Here is a 23,880-nt window from a genome sequence, read left to right on the forward strand (position 1 = left end):
ACGTGACCGACAACAAGAATAAGGCGACGACAGCCTCGGCTATTCATCCCTTAAGAATTCTTCCGCTGCTGGTCGCAATGAACGGCCTTGCGCCGATCTCGCTGTACATGCTGGTGCCGATGCTGCCGCTGCTCGCAGCAACCTTTGCGCAGGATATCTCGGTCGCGCAAATGACCGTGTCGCTCTACATGGTCGGCATGGCGCTGTCTCAACTGGTGATGGGTCCGCTATCCGATCGCTTCGGTCGCCGTCCGGTTCTCATCTGCTGTTTTAGCCTCGTCGTCATTGCCAACATCGGCTGCATCTTTGCCGAAACGTTGCCGCAACTGATTGCCGGACGCTTTGTCCAAGCCGTCGGCGGCGCGGCGGGCATGGTCATCAGCCGCGCCATTGTCCGCGACGTTTATGAGCGCAATCGCGTCGGCAGCATGATCAGTCTCGTGATCGCCGTGATGATGATCGCGCAGATGCTCAGCCCCTTGGTCGGCGGTGTGCTGAATGACTGGTTCGGCTGGCGCTCGATCTTCTACATCCTCGCCGGCGTTACGACTCTCACCGTCGCCGCGATTATGCTGGCGTTGCCGGAAACGCGGCGTCGGATCGTATCGAGTGACGATAGCGGCTTCACAAAAGACATCCGCGCGCTGGCATCAAACCGCGGCTTCATCGGCTACGTGCTGTGTCAGATGCTCGCTTCCGCAATCATTTTCACATTCGCAGGCGGCGGGCCTTACATCGTCATCAATCATATGGCGCGTTCGGGCACTGAATATGGCCTCTGGTTCGCCAGCGCCGGCTTCGCTTACATGATGGGAAATCTGGTCTCAGTGCGGATGTCGCCCCGCTACGGGCTCGACCGCATGATCTGGATTGGACTTGTGCTGCAAATCGTCGGCTCTGTTCTGAACGTCATCTGGGGCGCGACGGGGATGAACCAGGTCCCTTCTTGGTTATTCGGAACGCATATGATCGTGATGTTCGGCAATGCCTTCGCGATGGCCAACGCCTCTGCGGGCGCGATCAGCGTTCGCCCACAGGCGGCCGGAATGGCCTCCGGGGCGATGGGATTCCTGCAAATGGGCTTCGGAGCACTGTGCTCTCAGCTGGGCGCCTATCTCGGCGGTCACTTCACGACGCCGTTGCCTCTCAATATCGCGGTGTTGGCGTTATCCAGCGCCTGTGCAGCGGCGATCATCTGTCTCGTACCGCGAAACCAGCGCGCTGTAAGTGCGGACACCATGATCGAGGCGGAAGAGCAGGAAGCGGGAATTATGTAGCTACACCATTGACGAGCTCCAACCATTCGTCTTCGGTGAGTACCTTGATGCCAAGCTTTTGCGCCTCGGCGAGCTTGGAGCCTGCGCCCGGCCCGGCGACAACGTAGTCGGTTTTCTTCGAGACAGAACCAGCAGCTTTGGCCCCGAGGCGCTCGGCAGTCGCCTTGGCTTCGTCACGCGTGAATTTTTCCAACGAGCCCGTGAACACCACGGTTTTGCCTGCGATCGGCGAATCCGTCTTCGTCTTCTCCGCCGGCAACACCTCGATTTCCTCGAGCAGATCGTCAACGGCCTTAACGCTGTGCGGCTCGGCGAAGAATTCGACGATGGCAGTCGCCACCACCGCGCCGACGCCCTCAATGGCGTTCAGGTCAAGATAAGCTTCCGAGAGAGGCCCCTCACCCGCCGCGATCATGGCCGAGCGGAAATTCTCCACCGTCCCATAGTGCCGGGCCAAAAGCTTGGCATTGCCTTCGCCAATGTGACGAATACCGAGGGCGAAGATGAAGCGATGCAGCGCGATCTTGCGCCGCGCCTCGATGGCCGCGAACAGATTACGCACCGAAGTCGCACCGAAGCCCTCACGGTCGGCGAGCTTCTTGGTGGCACGCGCATCACGCTTCTCCAGCGTGAAGATGTCGACGGGCGACATCACCAGCCCATCCGTGAAAAACTCTTCGATCTGCTTGTCGCCAAGGCCGTCAATATCGAAAGCATTGCGCGCAACGAAATGCTTCAGCCGTTCTTTCGCCTGCGCTGGACACGCCAGCGTGTTGGTGCAGCGGCGAACGGAATCCTCCCTGCCGGTCTTGGGATCAGCCTCGCGCACCGCATGGCTTCCGCAGGCGGGGCATGTGTGCGGGAACTTGTAAGACTTGGCATCCTTGGGGCGCTTGTCGAGAACCACGCTCACGATCTGCGGGATCACGTCGCCCGCGCGCTGCACGACGACGGTGTCGCCGATGCGGATGTCGATGCCGTCACGGATCGGCTGACCGTCGTTGCCAATGGCTTTGATGTAGTCTTCGTTATGCAGCGTCGCATTCTGCACCACCACGCCGCCCACCGTCACCGGTGCGAGCTTTGCCACCGGTGTCAACGCGCCGGTACGACCGACCTGAATTTCAATATCATTGAGAATCGTTGTCGCCTGCTCGGCAGCAAATTTGTGCGCGATGGCCCAACGCGGATTGCGTGAAACGAACCCAAGGCGCTGCTGCCAGTCCAGCCGGTCCACTTTGTAGACCACGCCGTCGATGTCGTAGCCCAGCGTAGCACGCTTGGTTTCGATCTCGCGATAGAATTTCAGGATCGCTTCAACGTCCTTGCAACGCGACGTCAGCGGATTGGTAACGAAGCCGGCCTTGTCGATCCATTCGATCATCTCGAACTGTGTCGACGCGGGCATCGCGCTCATCTCGCCCCAAGCGTAAGCAAAGAACTTCAGCGGCCGCGATGCGGTGATGGAAGGATCTTTCTGGCGCAGCGACCCGGCTGCGGAATTTCGAGGGTTGGCGAATACCGTGTCTTCGGCTTCCGCCTGCCGCTTGTTGAGCGCGAGAAAATCGCTCTTCAGCATGTAGACTTCGCCACGCACCTCACAGACCGCAGGTATATTGCGGCCTTTCAGCTTCTGCGGGATGTCCGACAACGTCCGCACATTCGCGGTGACATCTTCGCCCGTGGTGCCATCGCCCCGCGTCGCGCCGCGCACCAGTTCGCCATCCTCATAGCGAAGCGACAGCGACAGACCGTCGATCTTCGGCTCGGCCACGATCGTCGGGATGTCGTCGGCGCCCAGCTTGAGGAACCGCTGCACGCGTTCAACGAAGTCAACCACGTCCTGATCGCTGAACGCGTTGCCAAGTGACAGCATCGGTACCGAGTGCTGCACCTTGGCAAAGCGCCCCGTGGGGGCTGCTCCGACTTTTTGCGACGGCGAGTCTTTGGTGACCAGATCCAGAAAACGGGCTTCGATGGCATCGTTGCGTTGACGCAAAGCATCGTAGGCGGCGTCCGAAATTTTTGGCGCGTCTTCCTGATAATAGCGGTTGTTGTGCTCTTCGATTTCGAGGGCGAGACGCATCAGCTCGACCTTGGCCTGAGCCTTGGTCAGCTTATCAACCTCAACAAGCGCTTTTTTTGGTTTCGCTGCCATGGTGATTGGTCAGGCCGTCGCGGCACGAAGCAGACGCTCCGCAGCGGCCCGGGCTTCCGCCGTGATTTCAGCACCCGCAAGCATACGCGCGATCTCTTCGCGACGATGATCGTTGGCGAGCGTGGCCACACGCGTGGCCACCCGCTTGCCCTTGTCGAGTGCGTCTTTCGAGATCAGCAAATGCTGGTCCGCACGCGCAGCGACTTGCGGGGCATGCGTCACCGCCATGACCTGCACCTTTTCAGCCAGCCGCGCCAGACGCGCGCCGATCGCATCCGCCACCGCACCACCGACACCGGTGTCGATTTCGTCGAAGACCAACGTCGGGGCGGAGCCACGATCCGACAGCACCACCTTCAGCGCCAACAGGAAACGTGACAATTCACCACCCGACGCAACTTTCATCAGCGGGCCGGGCTTGGTGCCAGGATTTGTCTGCACCCAGAACTCGACACGATCGAACCCTTGCGGTCCGGGAGAGGCCGGATCGCTGTCCACCTGCGTAGAAAACTTCGCCCGCTCGAGCTTGAGTGGGGCTAGCTCGGCGTTCACAGCTTTATTGAGCTTCTCGGCGGCCTTGGTGCGCGCCATAGACAATTTTTGCGCAGCAGCGTCATAGGCTTTGTCCGCGGCCCCGACGGACTTTTCCAGCGCCTTCAGCTGATCCGCACCGGCGTCAATCAGCGCAATATCGGAGGCATATCGCTTGGCAAGGGCAGCCAATCCGTCCACGGGTGTGGAATACTTTCGCGCGGCACCGCGGAGCGCAAACAGACGCTCTTCAATGCGTTCCAATTCGAGAGGATCGAAATCGGCCGCAACAAGCGCGGCGTTGAGATGTTGGTCGGCTTCTTCCAGCGCGTTGATGGCAGCGTCCATGGCTTTGACCGCGGGCTCGATCAGCGCAGGAGCGGTCGCTGCCCGGCGTTCCAGGCGGCGTACGGCAGCGGCCAATGACGACACCGGCGACTGAGGACCGCCAACGGCCGCCTGCGCATCACGCAGATCTTCCGCAATCTTCTCACCCTGCATCATGACAGCGCGGCGCTCTGCCAGGGCGGTCTCCTCGCCCTCCTTCGGATTGAGCTTGGTCAGTTCCTCGGATGCATGCCGCAGGTAGTCCGCCTCGCGCGCCGCACGTTCCATGCCCGCACGATGTTCATCCAGCGCCGCACGTGCGGTCCGCCGTGCCTCCCACAATTCTTCGATCGCGGCCACATCCTTCTCAAGCGAGGCAAATGCGTCCAGCAACTGCCGATGCGTCGCGGTATCCACCAGCGCACGCTCATCGTGCTGGCCGTGGATTTCCACCAGCGTTGCGCCAACGGCCTTTAAGGTCTGAACGCTGATGGCTTGATCGTTGAGGAAAGCGCGTGTGCGGCCGTCAGCGAGCTGAACGCGACGCAGAATCATTTCACCGGAATCATCCAGGCCGTTTTCGCGGAGAATCGCACTGGCGGGATGCTTCTTCGGCACATCGAACACCGCCGTGACCTGGCCTTGTTCCGCACCGTGCCGGACAAGGCTCGCATCGCCGCGCCCGCCGAGCGCGAGCGCGAAGGCGTCCAGAAGAATCGACTTGCCCGCACCGGTTTCGCCGGTGAGGACCGCGAGTCCCTTGAGGAAATCGATATCGAGCCGCTCGATCAGGACGATGTCACGGATCGAAAGCCGGGCCAGCATGCGAAGTAAGTCCTGACTAAGCTAACCGAGACCAACCTTCTTGAACGCCCGGGTCATCCAGGAATCCTTGTTCGCGGTCGGCTCGACTCCGCCGGACTTTACAAGATTGTAGGAGTCTTTGTACCAGCGGCTGTCAGGAAAGTTGTGGCCAAGAATAGCGGCGGCGGTCTGGGCCTCGCCGACGATGCCGATCGCCATATAAGCCTCGGTCAAACGGGCGAGCGCTTCCTCGACGTGACGCGTGGTCTGGTATTGCGTCACCACCACCTTGAAGCGGTTGATCGCAGCCGTGTAGTCCTTTTTCTCAAGGTAATAGCGGCCGACGTTCATTTCCTTGCCGGCCAGCTGGTCGCGCGCGGCTTCGATCTTCTTGCGGGCGCTGCTGGCATATTCCGACGTCGGGTATTTCCGGGTCACTTCTTCCAGCGCCGCAATCGCCTTTTCCGTACGTCCCTGATCACGGGACACGTCCGGAATCTGGTCGAAGTTGGATGCGGCAATCAAATATTGCGCGTAAGCGGCGTCCGGGCTGCCGGGATGCAGGGCGATGTAACGGTTCGCCGAGGAAATACACTCGTCATATTCGCCGTTTTCATAGGACGCATAGGCCGACATCAGCAGCGATTTGCGCGCCCAGTCGGAATATGGATGCTGGCGGTCGACTTCCTCGAACTTCTTGTTCGCAGCCTTCCGGTCGTTCTTCTTATTCAGCAGATACAGGCCTTCATTGTAGAGCTTGTCTGCCGGCTCATCGACGAAGGTCTCTTCCTTAGCCGTGAACTTGTCCCACAGCGCACCGGTTCCGCAGCCGGCCAGCGGCGCGGCCAGAACCATCAGCCCGAACGCCAGGCGTGCCTGACGGCCAAATTGGCTGTTGAAAGCAAGATTGATGAATTTGCGCGGTTCGAGCGTCATACGTTTGGGACCGACCTGAATAAAAATCCGACGCGTAAAATCCGGCGATTGGGTTGCTGCGCTACCGACAGGCTCACAACCACTTTGCTCCGGCCACAACTGCCTTACAGGAAGTTCAAGTCGGGCCTATGTAGCCGAAAAAGATATCTCGACCAACCGGATAGGTGGACATTTCGCCCGGATTAAGGCGGCGTTCTGCCCATGGTCGCGAACTTGGTTAAACGGGTTTCCGCCGATCGAATTCGGATGTCCCTGATGCACAGAGCAAAAACGCTCAGGATACGTCCGGAGCGAAGGCCGCAGCGACCATCCCGCCGACAACGTCGGCGTGACCGCGGGAGCGACGCGCCGCGACAGCACGCTCAGCCACGACTTCGGTCGCCTCAACCACCCGCCATGCATGGCGATCGGCCATCAGAGCGGTGAGCACAGCGTGGTTGAGCTTGTGGCCACCACGCACCGAACGGTAGAGACCAATCAGCGGCAGGCCAGCCAGCGCAAGATCGCCGACCACGTCGAGAACCTTGTGACGAACGCATTCGTCGGCGTAGCGCAGGCCTTCGGTGTTCAGAATACGGGTGTCGTCGAATACGACGCAATTGTCGAAATTTGCGCCGAGCGCGTAGCCCGTGCTCCAGAGCTTGGCGACGTCGCCCATGCAACCGAATGTACGGGCTCGGGAAATATCCCGGCGGAAGGTATCCGCATCGAGATCAAAGGCATAAGCCTGATGCCCGATCAGCGGATTGGCGAAATTGATTTCAAGCTCAGCGCGGAAGCCGCGGGCATAAGGACGGAGTTCACCGAACGACTCGCCCTGCATAACCTTGACTGGCTTGAGGACTTCGATGAAACGGCGCTGCGCATTCTGCTGAACGATTCCGGCGCGGTCGATGGCTGCGACGAAGGGAGCCGCGCTGCCATCCATGATCGGAACTTCAGGTCCGTCGATTTCGATGGTGGCGTTATCAACACCCATGCCGCGCAACGCGGCGAGAACATGCTCAGCGGTAGAAACCAGAGGACCTGACTGGTCGCCCAGTACGGTGGCAAATTCAGTGGCAGTGACGGATGTGGCGGTCGCTTTGACTTCCCGGTCCCCGCCATCGAGACCTGTCCGGATAAAGACGAAACCGGAATTGATCTCGGATGGACCGAGGGTCAGGCTGACCGACGATCCCGAGTGAACGCCAACGCCTGTCACAGTTACATGCGACCGGAGCGTCGTTTGCCGACTGGATTTCATTCCCGCGTGCCCGATAACATTAATCATCTGAAGGTCGCCCGCGCCGTTTAACCGGTACTTCGGCTTCAGATATCCCCAAGATGGGAAGACCTTAGCCACTGCCCCGAAGAGCGCCAATTCACGCTTGTTTACAGATTGTTACCCCAAACTCGCCGCATTCACGCCGCCTGTTGGGCCAACTCCATAGCCTCCGCGCGCACCGACAAGGCAACTAAATCCTAAATTCTATAAATAAATTCAAAAGGTTAATTGAAACCAACCGCCGTTTTGATCGGCAAAGAAAATGCCCCGGCAGAACCTGCCGGGGCATCATCATCCTCACGGATTGTTACACACGTTTAGTTGGCCTGCCGCCGTAAAAAGGCGGGGATATCGAGGTGATCCTCGCCTCCCTGAGGGCCAAGGGGGGCCGGACGGCCGTGCGAATCAAGTCCCTGCGGCGCAGGTGCCGGCCGGCGAGCGTATTCAGATACGGGATCGCCGCCATACTGAGCGGGATTCGGCCGCTGCGGTTTGCGCTCCGGAAGTGGTGGCATCTGCGGCATGGCAGGACCAGCGCTGCGGGCTGCGATCGGCGGCTCATGATCCTCATCGCGACGGCCGAGGCCGACATTGGCCAGACGCTGCAACAATGAAGTGCGCGTCTTCTGCGGATGCGCCGGTTCCTCAGCTGCTTCACCACGCGCCTTGCGGATTTCGTTCTGCGCCGGCACCGGCAGTTCCTCGAACTGCGGCATCCGAGGCGCGCGCAGCGGCATGCGCTCAGCCGCCTGTGGAATAAAGGCTGCCGGAGGCGCTTGCTCCTGGATGTGGTGCATCGGCTCTTCCTGTTCCGGGAACAGCGATGGCTTCGGCGGAATCGGCCGCACGCTCACATCGCCGTAGGACGCAGGCTGCATCTGTGGCTGAGCCGACCGGTCCGCTGGGGATACCGCCTCGGCGATTGCAGCCAGCGCAGCGCGGTCAATCTGATCGACACGAGGTGCCGCAACGGGGGCAGCGACAGCCGGAGCCTGTGCCTGAGGCTTCTGCTGTTGTGCGGCACGTTCCGCCATACGCTGGTTGTCTGCACGCAGGCGTGCGGTCAGTTCAGCCAGACGGCTCTCCGGTGCTGCCGATGGAGCAGTGACCGTCGCCGGTGCTGGGGTGGCCCGCACAGCCGCAACGGCATCGATACCGGTTGCAACCACGGACACGCGGATGATGCCGTCGAGGGTCTCGTCGAAGGTCGCGCCAACGATGATGTTGGCATCGTTGTCGACCTCTTCTCGGATACGGGTCGCCGCTTCGTCGACCTCGAACAGCGTCAAATCCTTGCCGCCGGTGATCGAAATCAGCAAGCCACGTGCGCCCTTCATGGACGAATCGTCGATCAGCGGGTTGGCGATCGCGGCTTCGGCAGCGGTCAGAGCCCGCTTCTCGCCGGTGGATTCACCGGTGCCCATCATTGCCTTGCCCATTTCCTTCATCACGGCGCGAACGTCGGCGAAGTCGAGGTTGATCAGGCCTTCCTTGACCATCAAATCGGTGATGCAGGCGACGCCCGAATAGAGCACCTGGTCAGCCATCGCGAACGCGTCAGCGAAGGTGGTCTTTTCGTTGGCGACGCGGAACAGGTTCTGATTCGGGATGATCAGCAACGTGTCGACCACTTTCTGAAGCTCGGCAATGCCGCTTTCAGCAGTGCGCATGCGGCGCTGGCCTTCGAAGTGGAACGGCTTGGTAACGACGCCGACGGTCAGGATGCCCATGTCACGTGCGGTCGCGGCAATGACGGGTGCCGCACCGGTGCCGGTGCCGCCGCCCATACCTGCGGTGACGAATACCATGTTGGCGCCCGAGAGGTGGTCCTTGATCTCGTCGATGACTTCCTGCGCGGCGGCAGCACCGACGTCCGGCTGCGACCCGGCGCCGAGACCCTGCGTGACCTGCGTGCCCATCTGGACGATGCGCTCGGCCTTCGACATGGTCAGGGCCTGCGCGTCGGTATTAGCGACGACGAAGTCTACCCCCTGAAGGCCGGCCGTGATCATGTTGTTGACGGCATTACCGCCCGCGCCGCCGACACCGAAAACGGTGATACGCGGCTTCAGCTCGCGAATGTCGGGTACGTTGAGATTGATGGTCATGGTTGCCTCTCGATTACGCGCGCGTGGGGGCTTGGGCTGCACGCCAAAGCAGTTGATGAAATGGTTCGATCCGGGGTGCGCTCATCAGAAGCCCTCTCGAAGCCATCGTCCGACCTTTCCGAAATAACCGTCAGTCCCTGTCATGACTTGCCGCGTATGCCGCGGTTCAACGTGTTCAAGGTGAGCGAACTGCGGATAAAGCAGCAAACCTGTGGGCACCGCGAACGATGCGCTTTTCGCTTCAGCCGGCAAACGGCCGAAGCCAAGCGGGCGCCCGACCCGTACCGGGCGACCAAGGATACGGCTGGCAAGCTCCGGCACGCCATTCAGCTGCGAAGCACCACCGCTCAAAACAACCCGCGCCCGCGGCTCTGCCGCAAAGGGGGATTCCGCGAGCCGATCCCTGACCATCTCAAAAATCTCCTCGACACGCTGCCGTATGATGTTCGCGATCGTGGCGCGCGAAACCATCTGCGGCACATCGCGGTCGTCATCACCCGCCGTCGGCACACTCATCACGTCGCGAGCATCCGATCCACCTGTCAGCACCGTGCCATATAACGTCTTGATTCGCTCGGCATCTGCAATGCATGCACCGAGTCCACGAGCAAGATCCATGGTGACGTGTTGCCCGCCGAGCGCAAATCCACTGGCGTGAACGAACTGCCCCCCCGAATAGGTCGCGATTGTTGTCGTACCCGCCCCCATTTCGACCACGGCCGCGCCTAGATCGGTCTCGTCGTCGGTGAGCACTGAAAGCCCGGCCACATAGGGACCGGCGGCCATGGCCTCGACATTGAGATGGCAGCGTTCGACCACAAGCATCAGGTTTTTTGCTGCAGTTGCTTCTGCCGTGACGACATTCATGTCGATCCCGAAGTGCCGGGCGACCATGCCGCTTGGATCGCGGACGCCTTTGACGCCGTCGAGCGAGAACCCCACCGGCAGGGCATGCAGGACGGTACGCCCCTTTGGCGTCGCATGATGCATACCGGCGCTGACGACCCGGCTCATATCAGCCGGAGTGACCGCGCCGTTGCGCAATTCCGCTGACGCTTCAACGAGATTGCCCTGCAGACGACCGGCCGACACGGACAGCAGCACGGACTCCACGCGGACTTTCGCGGTGCGTTCGGCCAGGGCGACAGCCTGCCGGACGGCCTGCTCGCATTCAGCCAAATCCACGACGGCACCGGCTTTGACGCCGCGCGACTGGATGTGGCTCATGCCAATGAGTTCGACCGCGTGGGTACGTCCACGCAAGGCATCGCTTGGCGGACAGGGCTTCAACCGCGCAATCACGCAAGCGATCTTGCTTGTGCCGATATCAAGCGCAGCCACCAGGGCCGTCTTGTTCGGCGGCATCTGGCGGGTCTTCGGAGTCTGGACGCCATCGAGACTGGTCATGCGTCACCAGCCTTTCTTTTGGATTTCGATTTGTCCTTGAACAGTTCCTCACGTGCCTTCGCGGCATCTTCCGACAGGCGGACGGTCAAACGATCCGGCAAGCGCATGTCGATTGCTGTGATATCTCTGGAGAACAGGTGGTCTTCCTGGTCGAGCTTCGTCAGCATCGCCAGTGCTTTCTCCACGTCTTCCTCTGGTAAGCGCACATCCACGTCATCGGCGAGGCGCAAATTCCAGCGCCGCTCACCGACGAACACGATTGCCTTCAGTGCCGATCGCACATGCGGATATTGTCCCAACAGATTGAGAAAATCTTTGGCGCGGGATGCGGCACCCTTCCCCACCACCAGCGGCAGCGACAGAAAGCGGCGCTCCACATAAGGCTTGAGCACAGTGCCGTCCTCGGCGATCAGGGATACTCGGCCATTCTCCTGCCAGAGTGCATAGGGTGTGCGTTCGGTGATGTCGATCTGCAGCCGGCCCGGATACAGCTTCTGAACGGTGGCATCGCTGATCCATGGCTCAGCCTTCAACTTGTCACGAGCAGCAGCAGCATCCAGGAACAGCAGCGACGAGCGTCCGTTGATGCCTCCGAACGCGAGGACTTCGTCCTGCGTCAGTTGCTTGCGGCCGGTGATCGCAACGCTGGTGATCCGGAAGCCAACGGCATTGGCGGCGGCATTGCGGGTATCGCTCAGTCCGGCAAGGAAGTCGTCGCTATGGCCTCCCTTGACGATGCCAAGCGTGACGGTGCCGGCCAGCAGCAAAACCATAGCGAAGACGCCGATGCCGCGCGGCATCCAGCGCTCAAGCTTGGCGATTGTGGGATTTTCGTCATGAAAGGATCGACGATGCGCAGGCGCGGCCGTGCGCGCACGAAAGCGCGATGCCGCGGAAGCAACTTGTTTACTCGGAGTAGATTGGGGCCCCGTCCGTCCTACCGACCGAGAGAGGCGTCCTCCACCATCCATTGCACCAACTCGTCAAATGTTACGCCCGCGTGCGCGGCTAGTTCCGGAACAAGTGACGTCTCGGTCATGCCAGGTTGGGTGTTGACCTCGAGGCAGATTAATCCCCCCGTCCCCTCAATGCGGTCGTCGTAACGGAAGTCCGTACGGCTCACACCCCGACAGCCAAGCGCCACATGCGCAGCTAGCGTTAACCTTCGGACTTCCTGGTAAACAAAAGGTAAAATTGGTGCAGGTAGGATGTGTTTTGATGCGCCGGGAGAATACTTTGCCTCGTAATCGTAAAATTTGATTAATGGAACGATCTCGATAACGCCGGTGGGTTCCCCGTTAATGACCGCGCAGGTCAGTTCCTTGCCGGCCACATATTTTTCCACCAACAGTTGTTCGCCGTGATCCCAATCATCACGGAACAGCTCCTGTGGCGGGTGAGCATGGCTCTCGGTCACGATGAAAACACCGACACTCGAACCATCCGCCACGGGTTTGATGACATAAGGCGGAGCCATGGCATGGCCCTTCGCCACCTCGGCGCGTGACAAGGTAAGGCCTGCCGCAACCGGTACGCCGGCAGTCGCCATCACCGTTTTCGCAAGATCCTTTTGCATCGCCAGCGACGACGCCAAAACCCCCGAATGAGAGTAAGGAATGCCAAGTGTCTCGAGCACGCCCTGAATGGTGCCGTCCTCACCTGGGCGGCCATGCAGCATGACGAGCGCAGCATCCGGCTTCAGCGCCTCAAGCACGGTCGCGATATCGCGCTTCACGTCGATGCGCGTGACCCGGTACCCATTGCGCTCCAGCGCATCGGCGCACGCCTTGCCCGAACGCAGCGAGACCTCCCGCTCCGACGACCATCCGCCCATCAGCACGGCGACATGTTGAAATCGTTTCATGACAACTCCTTAATTCTCTCTACCTACGCTGATTTGAGCCTATGACCAAGTCACCTGACCACGTCACCGCGAGTCAGATATTATCTTTCGGAACACCGACGCTCCAAAAACACGGCTCCATTTCATGATCAGAACCTGGCTTGAACTGCCACCCACCGGAATCTTTGCAACGCTGATCGCTCTGTATTTCGGCATGACGCTGCTGCTCATGATTATTGCGTTCCGCAGGCCGTTCGCGAACAGAGTTCAGCATCTGAGCGGCGTCGTGGCGCCGTTCTTCGGGGCTATTGCAATATTGTTTGCGCTGTTGGTGGGCTTTCTTGCTTCAGATATCGGAGACCGCAATCGTCAGGCCCTCCGCGCCGTTCACACCGAAGCCGGGGAGTTGCGCAACATCTACACACTCAGCGTCGCTTCCGTCACCGACATGCGGACTATTCGGACTGCGCTGAAATCCTATGCGGAAGCCGTTGTTTCCGACGAGTGGCCTGCGATGGCGCACGATCACACGTCGCCACGCACCGATGCCGCCTACGACGACCTGCTGCGTGAAGTCAGCAATCCATCCATTGCGAAGAGCGCCGGCAACGCCGTACACACGGCGCTGCTCAACGCAACAGTCCGGCTCGGGACTGTACGCAATGACAGACTTTCGATTGCAGCGGATCACACCAATGATCTGAAATGGCTAACGGTGATCATCCTGGGCTTGTTCACGCAAGTGGCCATCGGATTGGTCCACCTCGACCGCATCCGCGCATTCTCAGCCGCACTCGTTTTATTCTCAAGCGCAGCAGTGGTCGCCCTCGGTATCGTCGCGATGCAGGAATATCCATTCTACGGAGCGTTCAAACTGTCGCCGGCCCCCATCGCACAAATTGAGTCCCTGCCCGAGACGGTCACGCCGGCGAGGAACGGAAATTAAGTTTCGTTTCCGATCCGCTTGATTTCCCACTGCAGTTCGACCCCTGAGTGCTCCTTTACGCGCGCGCGTACAGTTTCGCCCAAGGTTTCAATATCGCGTCCGCTTGCATCGCCAGTATTGATCAAGAAATTGCAGTGCATTTCCGAGACCTGCGCACCGCCGACGCGAAAGCCGCGAAGTCCGGCGGCATCTACCAGTTTCCAGGCGCTATGGCCGGGCGGATTCTTGAATGTTGATCCACCGGTTTTTTCGCGAATGGGCTGCGCGGTCTCCCGATGATTTTGGACCTCGTTCATGCGAATGCGGATCGCTTCAGCGTCGGTCATCCGACCTCGGTAGAGTGCAGACGTGAAGACGATCGACGTATCTACACCTGAGTTGCGGTAGACAAATTTCATATCCGCGTTCGAGAACGAGATTTTCTCGCCCTTGCGGGTCACGCCAGTCGCCTCGACCAGCACATCCTTCGTCTCGCCGCCATTCGCGCCGGCGTTCATGCGCAACGCGCCGCCGATCGACCCTGGAATGCCGAAATAAAATTCGAGCCCGCCTATATTCGCCGCTGCTGCCGCTTCGGCTACACGCTTGTCGAGCGCCGCTGTTCCGGCACGGATGGCGTCGCCCTCAGCCTTGATGTCGCCAAAGCCACGCGGCGACAGACGAATGACGACGCCCTCAACGCCGCCATCGCGCACGATCAGGTTCGAACCTACGCCGACCGTGTAGACTGGAATGTCGTCCGGCAGCCGAGACAAGAAGTAAGCCAGATCATCTTCGTCCGCAGGAGTAAAGAGAACCTGCGCCGGGCCACCCACGCGAAACCACGTCAACGGCGCAAGCGATTCATTTGCCAGCAGCCGCCCGCGCAGGTCGGGCATGGCGGATTTCAATGTCGGCAGAAGATCCGGAAAGCTCATGACATCACGCCCGCAAGCCAGGATTCCAAAACATGGCGGCCGGCTGCAGCGGTGGCTTCGCCGGATTTCGCCGCCTGCGCGCGCAGCGAGGATGGCGATATCCCCGCCTTCGACAATTCAACGGCGTGCCCGATGAGCCAGCTTTCAAGCGCTTGCGGCTTCGTTTCGATGTGAAATTGCAAGCCAAGAACATGCGCGCCGATAGTAAAAGCCTGGTTTGGACAGTGCTTCGTGGACGCAAGCCGTTCGGCACCTGGAGGCAGATCGAGATTGTCGCCATGCCAGTGCAGCACATCCACGCCATCGAACGGGGCAAGGATCGAACGTTTGCCCGAGTCTGTCAGATCAATCGGCGCGTAGCCGATTTCCTTTGCTGGCCCCGGCGCAACACGCGCACCTAATGCGGCTGCAATCAACTGTGCACCCAAACATATTCCAAGCGTTGGCCGGCGCGCATCGAGCCGTACCCGCAGCGCCGGGAGCTCGTCCAGCAGAAACGGATATTCATCGGTTTCGTAAACGCCGATCGGCCCGCCAAGGACCACGAGAAGATCTGCTTCCGTCAACGCATTCTTGTCGAGCGAACCGAGACCCGCCTCGACATAGGATAAATTGACACCACGCGCGGCGAGAACATCGCCAAGCAGGCCGACATCCTCAAAAGCCACATGACGGAGCGCGATACACGTCGTCATCGGTCAGCCCAGCGCATTCAGCTCGCCCGGAAGCGCATAGGCCCACTGCGTGATATTGCCCGCGCCGAGACAGACTACGAAGTCGTCAGCCTTCGCAACGTCACGCACCAGCGGAGCAAGCTTCGATGCATCCGGCAGCGGGATCACTTCGCGGTGACCGTGCGCGCGCAAGCCAAGCACAAAGGAATCCCGATCGATTCCAGGGATCGGCGCCTCACCGGCCGCGTAAACATCCGCGACGATAACGGTGTCGGCATCGTTGAAGCAGGTGCAGAATTCCTCGAACAGCGACTGCAGGCGCGTGTAGCGATGCGGCTGCACAACAGCGATCACCTTGCCCTTGGTGGAGTCGCGCGCGGCCTTGAGCACGGCGGCAATCTCAACCGGATGATGGCCGTAGTCATCGATCACCGTGACACCATTCCATTCGCCGGTGCGGGTGAAGCGGCGCTTCACACCGCCAAAGCCCGCAATCGCTTTGCGGATGGCATCGTCCGAAATGCCGATCTCATGCGCCACTGCAATAGCTGCGGTCGCATTGAGAGCATTGTGACGCCCCGGCATCGGCAGAACCAGGTCCGAAATCCAATGCGTCGCATCAGTGATGCGGTTGCGGAATTCCACTTTGAACTTCGATCCGCCCGAAAATGGCTCAAGCTCGACCAGCCGCGCATCGGCCTGCGGATTTTCGCCATAGGTGATGATCCGGCGATCCTCGATCTTTCCGACCAGCGCCTGAACGACCGGATGATCGATGCACATCACAGCAAAGCCGTAGAAAGGTACGCTCTCCACGAAACTGCGAAATGCATCCTGAACCGCATCAAACGTCTTGAAGTGATCGAGATGTTCGGGATCGACATTGGTGACGATACCGATATCCGTCGGAAGTTTGAGGAAGGTGCCGTCGCTCTCGTCGGCTTCCACCACCATCCAGTCACCCGCGCCGAGGCGCGCATTGGTGCCGTAGGCGTTGATGATACCGCCATTGATCACCGTCGGATCGAGATTACCGGCATCCAGCAAGGTGGCGACCATCGACGTCGTCGTGGTCTTGCCGTGGGTGCCCGCAATGGCGATGCAACTTTTCAGCCGCATCAGTTCAGCCAGCATCTCGGCGCGGCGCACGACAGGGATGCGAAGGCCACGTGCTGCGATCAATTCCGGATTGTCGCGCTTGATCGCGGTCGACACCACCAGCACATCGACACCGGCCACATTCTCGGCCTTGTGTCCGACGCTGATCTTGATGCCTTTCTCACGAAGCCTGATGACATTGGCGTTCTCGGAGGCATCGGAACCCTGGACGGTGTAACCAAGGTTGCATAGCACCTCGGCAATGCCACTCATGCCAATGCCGCCGATTCCGACAAAGTGGATGGGACCGATTTCGCGCGGCAATCTCATATTACTGGGTCTCGCTGGGTAACCCGGACGATTCCCCGGGCATTTTCGAATCTGACCCACTTTTGCAAGACGCGCGCGGCCGGGACAAGCCCGGCCACGATGGAAAATTTTTACAATGATATCAATGCGATATTAAACTTCATTGGGAATGGAACGAGCGCAACGCGCTGCGGTCGCACCGAATTGCTCAGTTCGGCTTCCGGCCTGCCGCTGTGAGGATCAGATCGGCCACTTCCTTCGCATGCGACACCAGCGAAAGGTGACCTGCATCCAGCTCGATGGTCGTCGCTTTCATGCGTGACGCCAGAAACCGCTCCAACTCCGGATTGATGGTCTGGTCCTGCTTGGAGACCGCATAGAAAGACGGCTTGGTGTGCCAGGCAGCGGCCGTCGTCCGGCCGCCGAACAGCGATGCCGCGGTGGGCTCTTGTTCGGCGTAGAGCACCTTTGCCTCCGCAACTGGAACACCGTTGGCGAAGTATTTCAGAAACGACTCCTCAGACAGTTTTGTAAATCCGTCATGCTCCTGCACACCTGCACGCACAGGCATGGTGGCGAATTTTCCAGACAGCGCCACGAAATCCTCGCCAGCGTCGGGTGCGCGAGCGGCGACATAAACCAGCGCTGTCACCTTGGGATCTGTCCCTGTTTCGCTGACGACAGTCCCAGCCCAGGAATGGCCGACGAGAACGGTCGGACCGTCCTGCAGCGCCAGCGCCTTGCGCGTCGCAGCCACAGAATCTTCCAGGGACGTAAGCGGATTCTGGACCGCCGTAACATTCAGCCCCGCAGCTTGAAGACGAGCGATCACCTCGCTCCAGCTTGAGCCATCCGCCCACGCACCGTGCACAAGCACGACATTCTTTGCGACGACGGGGGCAGGCGTCTGCGCGTGCGCCTCAAAAGTACCGAACGTGCCTGTGAGCATGCTAACGGCTAGTGCCGCTGCAATCCGGGCAAACTTCATAATCATAAATCCTCGTTTGATCTGCATCGAAGCAATGCGCTCCGACAGGCCATTTCGAATGGCGAGCAAGCAGCGCAACACGATCACGGGCTTGTGATGCGCGGAAGAAAATTTGCAGTGTGCGTAACATCCCCTTTCTCCCGGCGAAGACTCCTCCATGGCGATGAGAGACAAAGAGCATCTATGGGCTGAAGCTATGCGCGCCGAGCGCCGTGGCGATGCTGTGGCCTACGAGACGCTGCTTCGCGATATTGCCGACTTGCTGCGACGGCTGATTCAGCATCGGCTGGCGCAATCCGGACTTGGCGCGGACCACGCGGAAGATCTGGTTCAGGACGTTCTCATCAGCCTGCATACCAAGCGCCATACCTGGGATGCAGATCGTCCATTTCTGCCGTGGCTCTACGCCATCACACGCTACAAACTAATCGACGCCGCACGCAGCCGAAAACGTGAAGCGCTCTATCGCATCGATCTCACGTTCGAAGAAATGTCAGACATCATCGACGCATCGCTCGATGATCAGAACTATGCCCTGGTTAATATGGAGCAGCACCTGTCGAACCTGCCTCGCAGCCAACAAGCCGTGGTGCGAGCGCTGGCGATCGACGGCGCCACGGTTCGGGCAACCGCGCAACAACTGAACACCAGCGAAGGCGTGGTACGAATGACGTTCCACCGAGCTCTGCAGCGCCTTACTGCGGCTGCCGAACTCGTCACGGGAGATGCGTGATGTCGGCCGAAACGGAAAATCTCATTCGAAGCATGGCGCGAGAGGCCGGAGGCCAGCAGGCAGCGAACAACCTATCCGCCGGCCAGACTTTGCTGGCTGCCACAGCGCTCGCTCTCGCGGTCGCCATGGTGATAGTCGTGGTGTTGATCGGGGTTCGTCCTGACCTGATGAGTCTTGTGCAAAATGGATCTTTGCCCTTCAAACTCGGGAGCACAATACTTCTTGCCTGCGGCGGCTTCATCGTCGCAAGGCGCACGATGCAACCCGATGCCTCCGCACTCCCCCTCGCAGCTCTGCTTCCAGGCTTGATTTTGCTCGCTGTAGGTGCCGCGTTGGATCATTCCGGTCTTTCGATCTTGGGAACATCCAATATTTCAGTCCCCGCCTGTGTCGGCGCGATCCTGATGCTCTCAATGCCAGCTCTTTTCCTTGTCCTAAAAGCTCTCCGAACTGGCGCACCGATCCGCCCGAACATTGCGGGGGCTGCGGCGGGATTTCTGTCAGGAGCACTTGGCGCGGCGGCCTATGCGCTTGCCTGCAAGAATGACGGCGAACTCTTCGTTGCCGTCTGGTATGGCACAGCAATTCTGATGATGACCGGCCTTGGTGCGGTCATCGGCCGCCGCGCGCTTGCCTGGTAATCGCCGGATGAAGGCGAAGTTAAATTTTCGCGACGGTTGTCACCAGATCGGCCAGCCGTTCGGCGGCATCTAGCCGGCCAACGGACTTCGCTCCAACAGCCATCGCCGTCAGCCGGGCAGGTTCGGCGGCAAGGGCTGAAAGCTCAGCCGCCAGACGATCGGGCGTGAAGTCCGACTGCGCGATGCGGATCGCGCCATTGGCACGCTCAAGCACGCCAGCATTCGCAAATTGATCTTGGTCGATCGCGCCAGGCAACGGCACCAGGATCGAGGGACGGCCGATGGCGCCGAGCTCCGCGACAGTGCCTGCACCAGAACGCGACACAACAAGATGGCTGGACGCCAGCCTCGCTGGAAGATCGCTGAAGAATGGCGCAAGCTCCGCATCGATCTTGAGCCGGTCGTACACGGCGCGCACGCGCGCCATATCTTCCTCGCGCACCTGCTGCACGAGGTTGAGCCGGTGCCATAGCGCAGGTTCAAGCCGTTCAATGGCAGGCGGCACGATGTCCGACATCACCCGCGCGCCCTGGCTGCCGCCTACGATCAACAGCCGCAGTGGTCCGTTCGTCTCAGGCGGATTGAACGACACCGCTGCTGCCGCGAGGATAGCGGGCCGCATCGGCGTCCCCGTCACCGAGGCTTTCTGCGCAAGCGCAGGCTCATGGTCGAGCACGCCGGGCAATGATGTCGCAATCGCGCTGACGCGGCTGGAGAGCAACTTGTTGGCGCGCCCCATCACGGCGTTGGCGTCATGAATGATAGTCGGAATACCGAGCAGCTTTGCTGCGATCAGCGGTGGCAATGTCGGATAGCCGCCGAAACCCACGACGGCTTTGGGCTTTTGCTTCAACAGCACGGCAAGCGCCATAGCCCCCCCGGCGGCCAGCATAGTGCCGGTGCGCGCCAACGCCCAGGGTGTACGGCCACGCATGGTCTCGCTGGGCACGACGTCAATCATGTCCTTGGAGAACAGCCCGCTATAGCGGACTGCGCGGGAATCGGTGACCAGCCGCACCCGCATGCCGCGCTTCATCAGCGCAACGCCCAAAGCCTCGGCTGGGAACAGGTGGCCACCTGTTCCCCCCGCCGCCAGCATGATGAGCGGGCTGTCGGACATTGGCTGATATCCCTCGTTCAGGCGAAACGGTGCGCCGCGTGTGCAGCGTTGATCGATTCCATTTCGACCCGAGGACGCTGACGTGTCAACGCCAGCAGCATGCCGACACCATAGGCCAGAGATACCATCGATGAGCCGCCGTAGGAAATGAACGGAAGCGTCATTCCCTTCGCGGGCATCAAATGAAGATTCACCGCCATGTTAATCGAGGCTTGGATGCCAAACATGATCGCAAGTCCAGCCGCGGCAAAGCGCGCGAACAGATCCTCGCTGGCATAAGCGCGCGACAGCGCGCGGATCACGATGAAGGCAAACAGCGCGAGCAACACGAGACACAGAATGATCCCGAATTCCTCCGCCGCGACCGCAAATACGAAGTCTGTATGACTGTCGGGGAGGATGCGCTTCACGGTGCCCTCACCTGGCCCCAGCCCGAACCAGCCGCCGTGAGTGAACGATTCCATCGCCATATCGACCTGGAACGTGTCGCCCGATGCCGGATCCATGAAGCGTTTGATGCGGCCTGCGACGTGCGGCACGAACAGATAGGCGGTGAATAATCCAGCCGCCGACACGCCCATCAAACCGAAGACCCAGATCATTCGCATTCCGGCGATGAAGAACAGCGTGCCCCACACCATGGAGATCAACATCGTCTGGCCAAAGTCGGGCTCTGCCACCAGCAAGGTGACGAGCGTCAATAGCAGTGTCAAAGCCATCGAGGTCGCCGGCATTTCCGGCCGCCGCGCGGATTCGGCGAAGAGCCACGCCACCAAGATCACGAACGAAGGCTTGGCGATTTCGGACGCTTGGATGTTGACCCCGATGATGGTGATCCAGCGCTTTGCGCCTTTGACTTCTGGTCCGAGTACAAGCGTTGCAACGATCAGCACGATGCTGACCGCGAACACAATTAAAGCCGAACGGCGCACCTGACGCGGCGACAGGAACGACACCGCGATCAGCACGATGAACGACGGGATCAGGAAGATCACATGGCGATTGAAGAAATGGAACGGATCAAGACCGATGCGCGCAGCCACCGGCGGACTGGCGGCAAGCGACAGGATCACCCCGGCCAGCATCAAGGTCAAAATAGCCGCAAGCAACAGGCGGTCGACCGTCCACCACCATTCGCTCAGTGGCGTACGCTGTTCTCGGGAGATCATGGGCCGCTGCTCCTCGGACGAGACATCCCCAACGTCTCAATCCTCAATCTGACCTCTAGTCTTGCCCCGAATATGGTTTCGATAATCTTAACTTTCGACTGGCTTTCCCAACCGCAAAGCCGAACACGAAGCTAGGAAGCCTTGACCGGGACAACTCCGTCGAGAACCTTGACGAGATCGCGGAAGCGTTCGCCACGCTTCTCGAAATTCGGGAACTGATCGAACGACGCACAGGCGGGCGACAACAGCACGACAGCATCGCTCAGCCCCGACGCCTCCGCGTCGCGTGCAGCATGTGGGACTGCCTCTTCCAGCGTCTTGCTGATCTCGTGGGGAACGCTGCCAAGTGTGGCAGCAAAATCGTCCGCGGCCTCGCCGATCAGATAGGCTTTGCGAATACGCGGGAAGAGCCCGCGCAGGGATTCGATACCGCCCGTCTTCGGCTTGCCACCGGCAATCCAGAAAATGTTGTTGAACGACGACAGCGCCTTCTCCGCCGCGTCGGCGTTGGTGCCTTTCGAATCGTTGATAAACAGCACCTGGCCTTTCCGTCCGATCTGCTCCATGCGATGGGCAAGCCCCGGAAAACTCCGCAGGCCTTTTTGCAGAACGTCGCCGCCGACGCCCAGCGCCAACGCAGCACATGCGGAACAGGCTGCGTTCTGCGCATTGTGAACACCGCGCAACGAGCCAATGTTGTCGATCTTCACCAGTTCGGTGCGCGCACCGCCAGAGGCACGAACGATCGAATCCTTGTCGAGATAGACGCCGTCGGCCAACGGCCGTTTCACCGACACGCGGACGATGTATTTACCCGCCTGCTCGACATGATCGGCTATGGCCGCGCTCCAGTTGTCATCGATACCGACAATGGCTGTCCCGCCGCGCTGCACGGCAACCACCAGCCGTTCCTTGACTTCGGCATAGTGTGCGAGGGTACCGTGACGATCGATATGATCTTCCGTCACATTCAGCAAAATGCCGACGCTCGGATCGAGCGATGGCGTCAGATCGATCTGATACGACGACATCTCGATCACATGAACGCGGCCCATGCGCGGCGGCTCCAGCGACAGGATCGCGGTGCCGATATTGCCGCCCATCTGCACGTCATAGCCCGCCTCGCGCATGAGGTGCGCGACCAGCGCGGTCGTGGTCGATTTGCCGTTGGTGCCGGTGATGGCAACGAACGGCGAGGTCGGCACATGGCGTCTACGTTCGCGACAGAACAGTTCAATATCACCGATAACTTCAATACCGGCTTTTTTCGCAGCCAGCACCGTCCAGTGCGGCTCCGGATGGGTGAGCGGCACGCCCGGCGTCAGAACGAGTGCGGCGAAATTCTCCCACGAGACGCTACGCAGATCGGCTGTGATGAAGCCGGCCTTGGCTGCTTCCGCTAGCTTCGCAGAACTGTCGTCGCTGGCGATGACTTCTGCACCACCAGCCCTGAGCGCGTGGCAGCTAGCGAGGCCTGATCCACCGAGGCCGAAAACTGCAACCGTCTTGCCGGCAAAAGATGTAACGGGAATCACGATCTCACCGCAGCTTGAGTGTCGAAAGGCCGGCCAGCGCAAGCATCACCGAAATGATCCAGAACCGGATCACGATCTGCGGCTCGGTCCAGCCCTTCTGTTCATAGTGATGATGGATCGGGGCCATGCGGAAGAAGCGTTTGCCGGTTAGCTTGAATGATGCGACCTGAACGATCACGGACAGCGCTTCGACCACGAACAGGCCGCCGATCACTGCGAGCACGATCTCGTGTTTGGTCGCGACTGCGATGGTGCCGAGCATGCCCCCCAACGCCAGCGAACCGGTATCACCCATGAAGATCGAGGCCGGCGGGGCGTTGAACCAGAGGAAGCCAAGTCCCGCGCCGAGAACCGCGCCGCAAAGGACTGCAAGCTCGCCGGTGCCTGCGACGTATCGAATTTGGAGGTACTCCGCGAACACAGCATTGCCGACCAGATAACCGATCATGCCGAAGCTGGCGGCCGCGATCATCACAGGCACAATGGCGAGGCCGTCAAGACCATCGGTCAAATTCACTGCGTTACCCGCGCCAACGATGATGAACATGCCAAAGAAAACGTAGAACCAGCCGAAGTTGATGGTGAATTCCTTGATGAACGGAATCGACAAGGCCGTCACCGACGGATCACGACCGAACCAGACGATGCAGAAGCACGCGATCAGCGCGATCACGGCCTCGCACGCCAGACGCGTGCGTCCGGAAAAGCCGTGGTGCGTCTGCTTCGACACCTTCAGGTAGTCGTCATAGAAGCCAACGAAGCCAAAGCCGAGCGTGACCAGCAGCACGACCCAGACATAGGGGTTGCGGAGATTGGCCCATAGCAACGTCGACACCAGAAGACCCGACAGGATCATGAGGCCGCCCATGGTCGGCGTGCCCTTCTTGGTGGTCAGGTGGGTCGGCGGTCCGTCTGCGCGGATCGGCTGTCCTTTGCCTTGAGCGAGCCGCAGATGATCGATGATCCAGGGACCGAACAGGAAAACAAACAGCGCGCCCGTCACCATGGCTCCGCCGGTCCGGAAAGTGATGTAGCGGAAAACATTGATGCCCGGGATCATGCCCGACAATTCGGTCAGCCAATAAAACATTC

20 protein-coding genes are annotated in these 23,880 nt (G+C 60.1%); 4 read left to right on the forward strand and 16 right to left on the reverse strand.

Translation table 11 applies throughout. From position 1 onward, the window contains the following. Positions 1-2: 2 nt before the first annotated feature. Complete coding sequence (locus ACZ5C3_RS22035; RefSeq protein WP_464033029.1) at positions 3-1,277, forward strand: multidrug effflux MFS transporter; 1,275 nt, start codon at positions 3-5, stop codon at positions 1,275-1,277. Here the strand turns inward: ACZ5C3_RS22035 and ligA are convergent. From ligA to ACZ5C3_RS22075, 8 genes are all read right to left on the reverse strand, one after another. Continuing rightward, a complete protein-coding gene (gene ligA, locus ACZ5C3_RS22040; RefSeq protein ID WP_464044274.1) occupies positions 1,270-3,435 on the reverse strand; it encodes an NAD-dependent DNA ligase LigA in 2,166 nt (721 codons plus the stop codon). The genes ACZ5C3_RS22035 and ligA overlap by 8 nt on opposite strands. A gap of 9 nt (positions 3,436-3,444) precedes the next feature. Beyond that, the gene (gene recN, locus ACZ5C3_RS22045) at positions 3,445-5,118 is read right to left on the reverse strand and encodes a DNA repair protein RecN (protein ID WP_464033031.1); all 1,674 of its coding nucleotides are present in this window, start codon (positions 5,116-5,118) and stop codon (positions 3,445-3,447) included. 21 nt (positions 5,119-5,139) lie between these two features. Then, positions 5,140-6,033, reverse strand: coding sequence for an outer membrane protein assembly factor BamD (locus tag ACZ5C3_RS22050; protein ID WP_464033033.1), 894 nt, complete (start codon positions 6,031-6,033; stop codon positions 5,140-5,142). Between the two features lie 274 nt (positions 6,034-6,307). Next, the gene (gene lpxC / locus ACZ5C3_RS22055; protein ID WP_464033035.1) at positions 6,308-7,279 is read right to left on the reverse strand and encodes a UDP-3-O-acyl-N-acetylglucosamine deacetylase; all 972 of its coding nucleotides are present in this window, start codon (positions 7,277-7,279) and stop codon (positions 6,308-6,310) included. Between the two features lie 338 nt (positions 7,280-7,617). Then, the gene (gene ftsZ, locus ACZ5C3_RS22060) at positions 7,618-9,408 is read right to left on the reverse strand and encodes a cell division protein FtsZ (protein WP_464044275.1); all 1,791 of its coding nucleotides are present in this window, start codon (positions 9,406-9,408) and stop codon (positions 7,618-7,620) included. An 84-nt stretch (positions 9,409-9,492) separates the two neighbouring features. Continuing rightward, positions 9,493-10,815, reverse strand: a complete 1,323-nt coding sequence (ftsA, locus tag ACZ5C3_RS22065; protein ID WP_464044276.1) for a cell division protein FtsA — start codon at positions 10,813-10,815, stop codon at positions 9,493-9,495. Next, positions 10,812-11,786, reverse strand: coding sequence for a cell division protein FtsQ/DivIB (locus ACZ5C3_RS22070; RefSeq protein ID WP_464033038.1), 975 nt, complete (start codon positions 11,784-11,786; stop codon positions 10,812-10,814). Before ACZ5C3_RS22070 ends, ftsA begins: the two co-directional genes overlap by 4 nt. Further along, positions 11,753-12,679 (reverse strand): D-alanine--D-alanine ligase, encoded by a 927-nt coding sequence (locus ACZ5C3_RS22075; RefSeq protein WP_464033040.1) that lies wholly within the window; start codon positions 12,677-12,679, stop codon positions 11,753-11,755. Before ACZ5C3_RS22075 ends, ACZ5C3_RS22070 begins: the two co-directional genes overlap by 34 nt. Before the next feature lie 124 nt (positions 12,680-12,803). Here ACZ5C3_RS22075 and ACZ5C3_RS22080 point away from each other — a divergent pair, with 124 nt between their 5' ends. Further along, the gene (locus ACZ5C3_RS22080) at positions 12,804-13,604 is read left to right on the forward strand and encodes a bestrophin-like domain (protein WP_464033042.1); all 801 of its coding nucleotides are present in this window, start codon (positions 12,804-12,806) and stop codon (positions 13,602-13,604) included. Here ACZ5C3_RS22080 and murB read toward each other — a convergent pair. The 4 genes from murB to ACZ5C3_RS22100 all read right to left on the reverse strand — a co-directional run bounded on the left by murB (position 13,601) and on the right by ACZ5C3_RS22100 (position 17,551). Next, positions 13,601-14,521, reverse strand: coding sequence for a UDP-N-acetylmuramate dehydrogenase (murB, locus tag ACZ5C3_RS22085; protein ID WP_464033044.1), 921 nt, complete (start codon positions 14,519-14,521; stop codon positions 13,601-13,603). The genes ACZ5C3_RS22080 and murB overlap by 4 nt on opposite strands. Next, complete coding sequence (locus ACZ5C3_RS22090) at positions 14,518-15,216, reverse strand: glutamine amidotransferase (RefSeq protein WP_464033046.1); 699 nt, start codon at positions 15,214-15,216, stop codon at positions 14,518-14,520. The genes murB and ACZ5C3_RS22090 overlap by 4 nt, the downstream gene beginning before the upstream one ends. Before the next feature lie 3 nt (positions 15,217-15,219). Continuing rightward, positions 15,220-16,623, reverse strand: a complete 1,404-nt coding sequence (gene murC / locus ACZ5C3_RS22095; protein ID WP_464033047.1) for a UDP-N-acetylmuramate--L-alanine ligase — start codon at positions 16,621-16,623, stop codon at positions 15,220-15,222. Positions 16,624-16,810: 187 nt separating this feature from the next. Beyond that, entirely contained in the window at positions 16,811-17,551 is a 741-nt protein-coding gene (locus ACZ5C3_RS22100; RefSeq protein ID WP_464038400.1) for an alpha/beta hydrolase, read from the reverse strand. A 196-nt stretch (positions 17,552-17,747) separates the two neighbouring features. Between ACZ5C3_RS22100 and ACZ5C3_RS22105 the strand changes: the two genes are divergently transcribed. Then, a complete protein-coding gene (locus ACZ5C3_RS22105; RefSeq protein ID WP_464033049.1) occupies positions 17,748-18,323 on the forward strand; it encodes a sigma-70 family RNA polymerase sigma factor in 576 nt (191 codons plus the stop codon). Continuing rightward, positions 18,323-18,964, forward strand: coding sequence for an NrsF family protein (locus ACZ5C3_RS22110; protein ID WP_464033051.1), 642 nt, complete (start codon positions 18,323-18,325; stop codon positions 18,962-18,964). Before ACZ5C3_RS22105 ends, ACZ5C3_RS22110 begins: the two co-directional genes overlap by 1 nt. A 19-nt stretch (positions 18,965-18,983) precedes the next feature. Here ACZ5C3_RS22110 and murG read toward each other — a convergent pair whose 3' ends face one another. The 4 genes from murG to mraY all read right to left on the reverse strand — a co-directional run bounded on the left by murG (position 18,984) and on the right by mraY (position 23,878). Continuing rightward, positions 18,984-20,084 (reverse strand): undecaprenyldiphospho-muramoylpentapeptide beta-N-acetylglucosaminyltransferase, encoded by a 1,101-nt coding sequence (murG, locus tag ACZ5C3_RS22115; protein ID WP_464033053.1) that lies wholly within the window; start codon positions 20,082-20,084, stop codon positions 18,984-18,986. Positions 20,085-20,101: 17 nt separating this feature from the next. Further along, positions 20,102-21,253 (reverse strand): putative lipid II flippase FtsW, encoded by a 1,152-nt coding sequence (ftsW, locus tag ACZ5C3_RS22120; protein ID WP_464033054.1) that lies wholly within the window; start codon positions 21,251-21,253, stop codon positions 20,102-20,104. Positions 21,254-21,384: 131 nt separating this feature from the next. Further along, complete coding sequence (gene murD, locus ACZ5C3_RS22125; RefSeq protein WP_464044277.1) at positions 21,385-22,788, reverse strand: UDP-N-acetylmuramoyl-L-alanine--D-glutamate ligase; 1,404 nt, start codon at positions 22,786-22,788, stop codon at positions 21,385-21,387. A 4-nt stretch (positions 22,789-22,792) separates the two neighbouring features. Beyond that, positions 22,793-23,878 (reverse strand): phospho-N-acetylmuramoyl-pentapeptide-transferase, encoded by a 1,086-nt coding sequence (gene mraY, locus ACZ5C3_RS22130; protein WP_464033056.1) that lies wholly within the window; start codon positions 23,876-23,878, stop codon positions 22,793-22,795. Positions 23,879-23,880: the final 2 nt, after the last annotated feature.

Source organism: Afipia dichlorophenoxyacetatis (assembly GCF_055386385.1).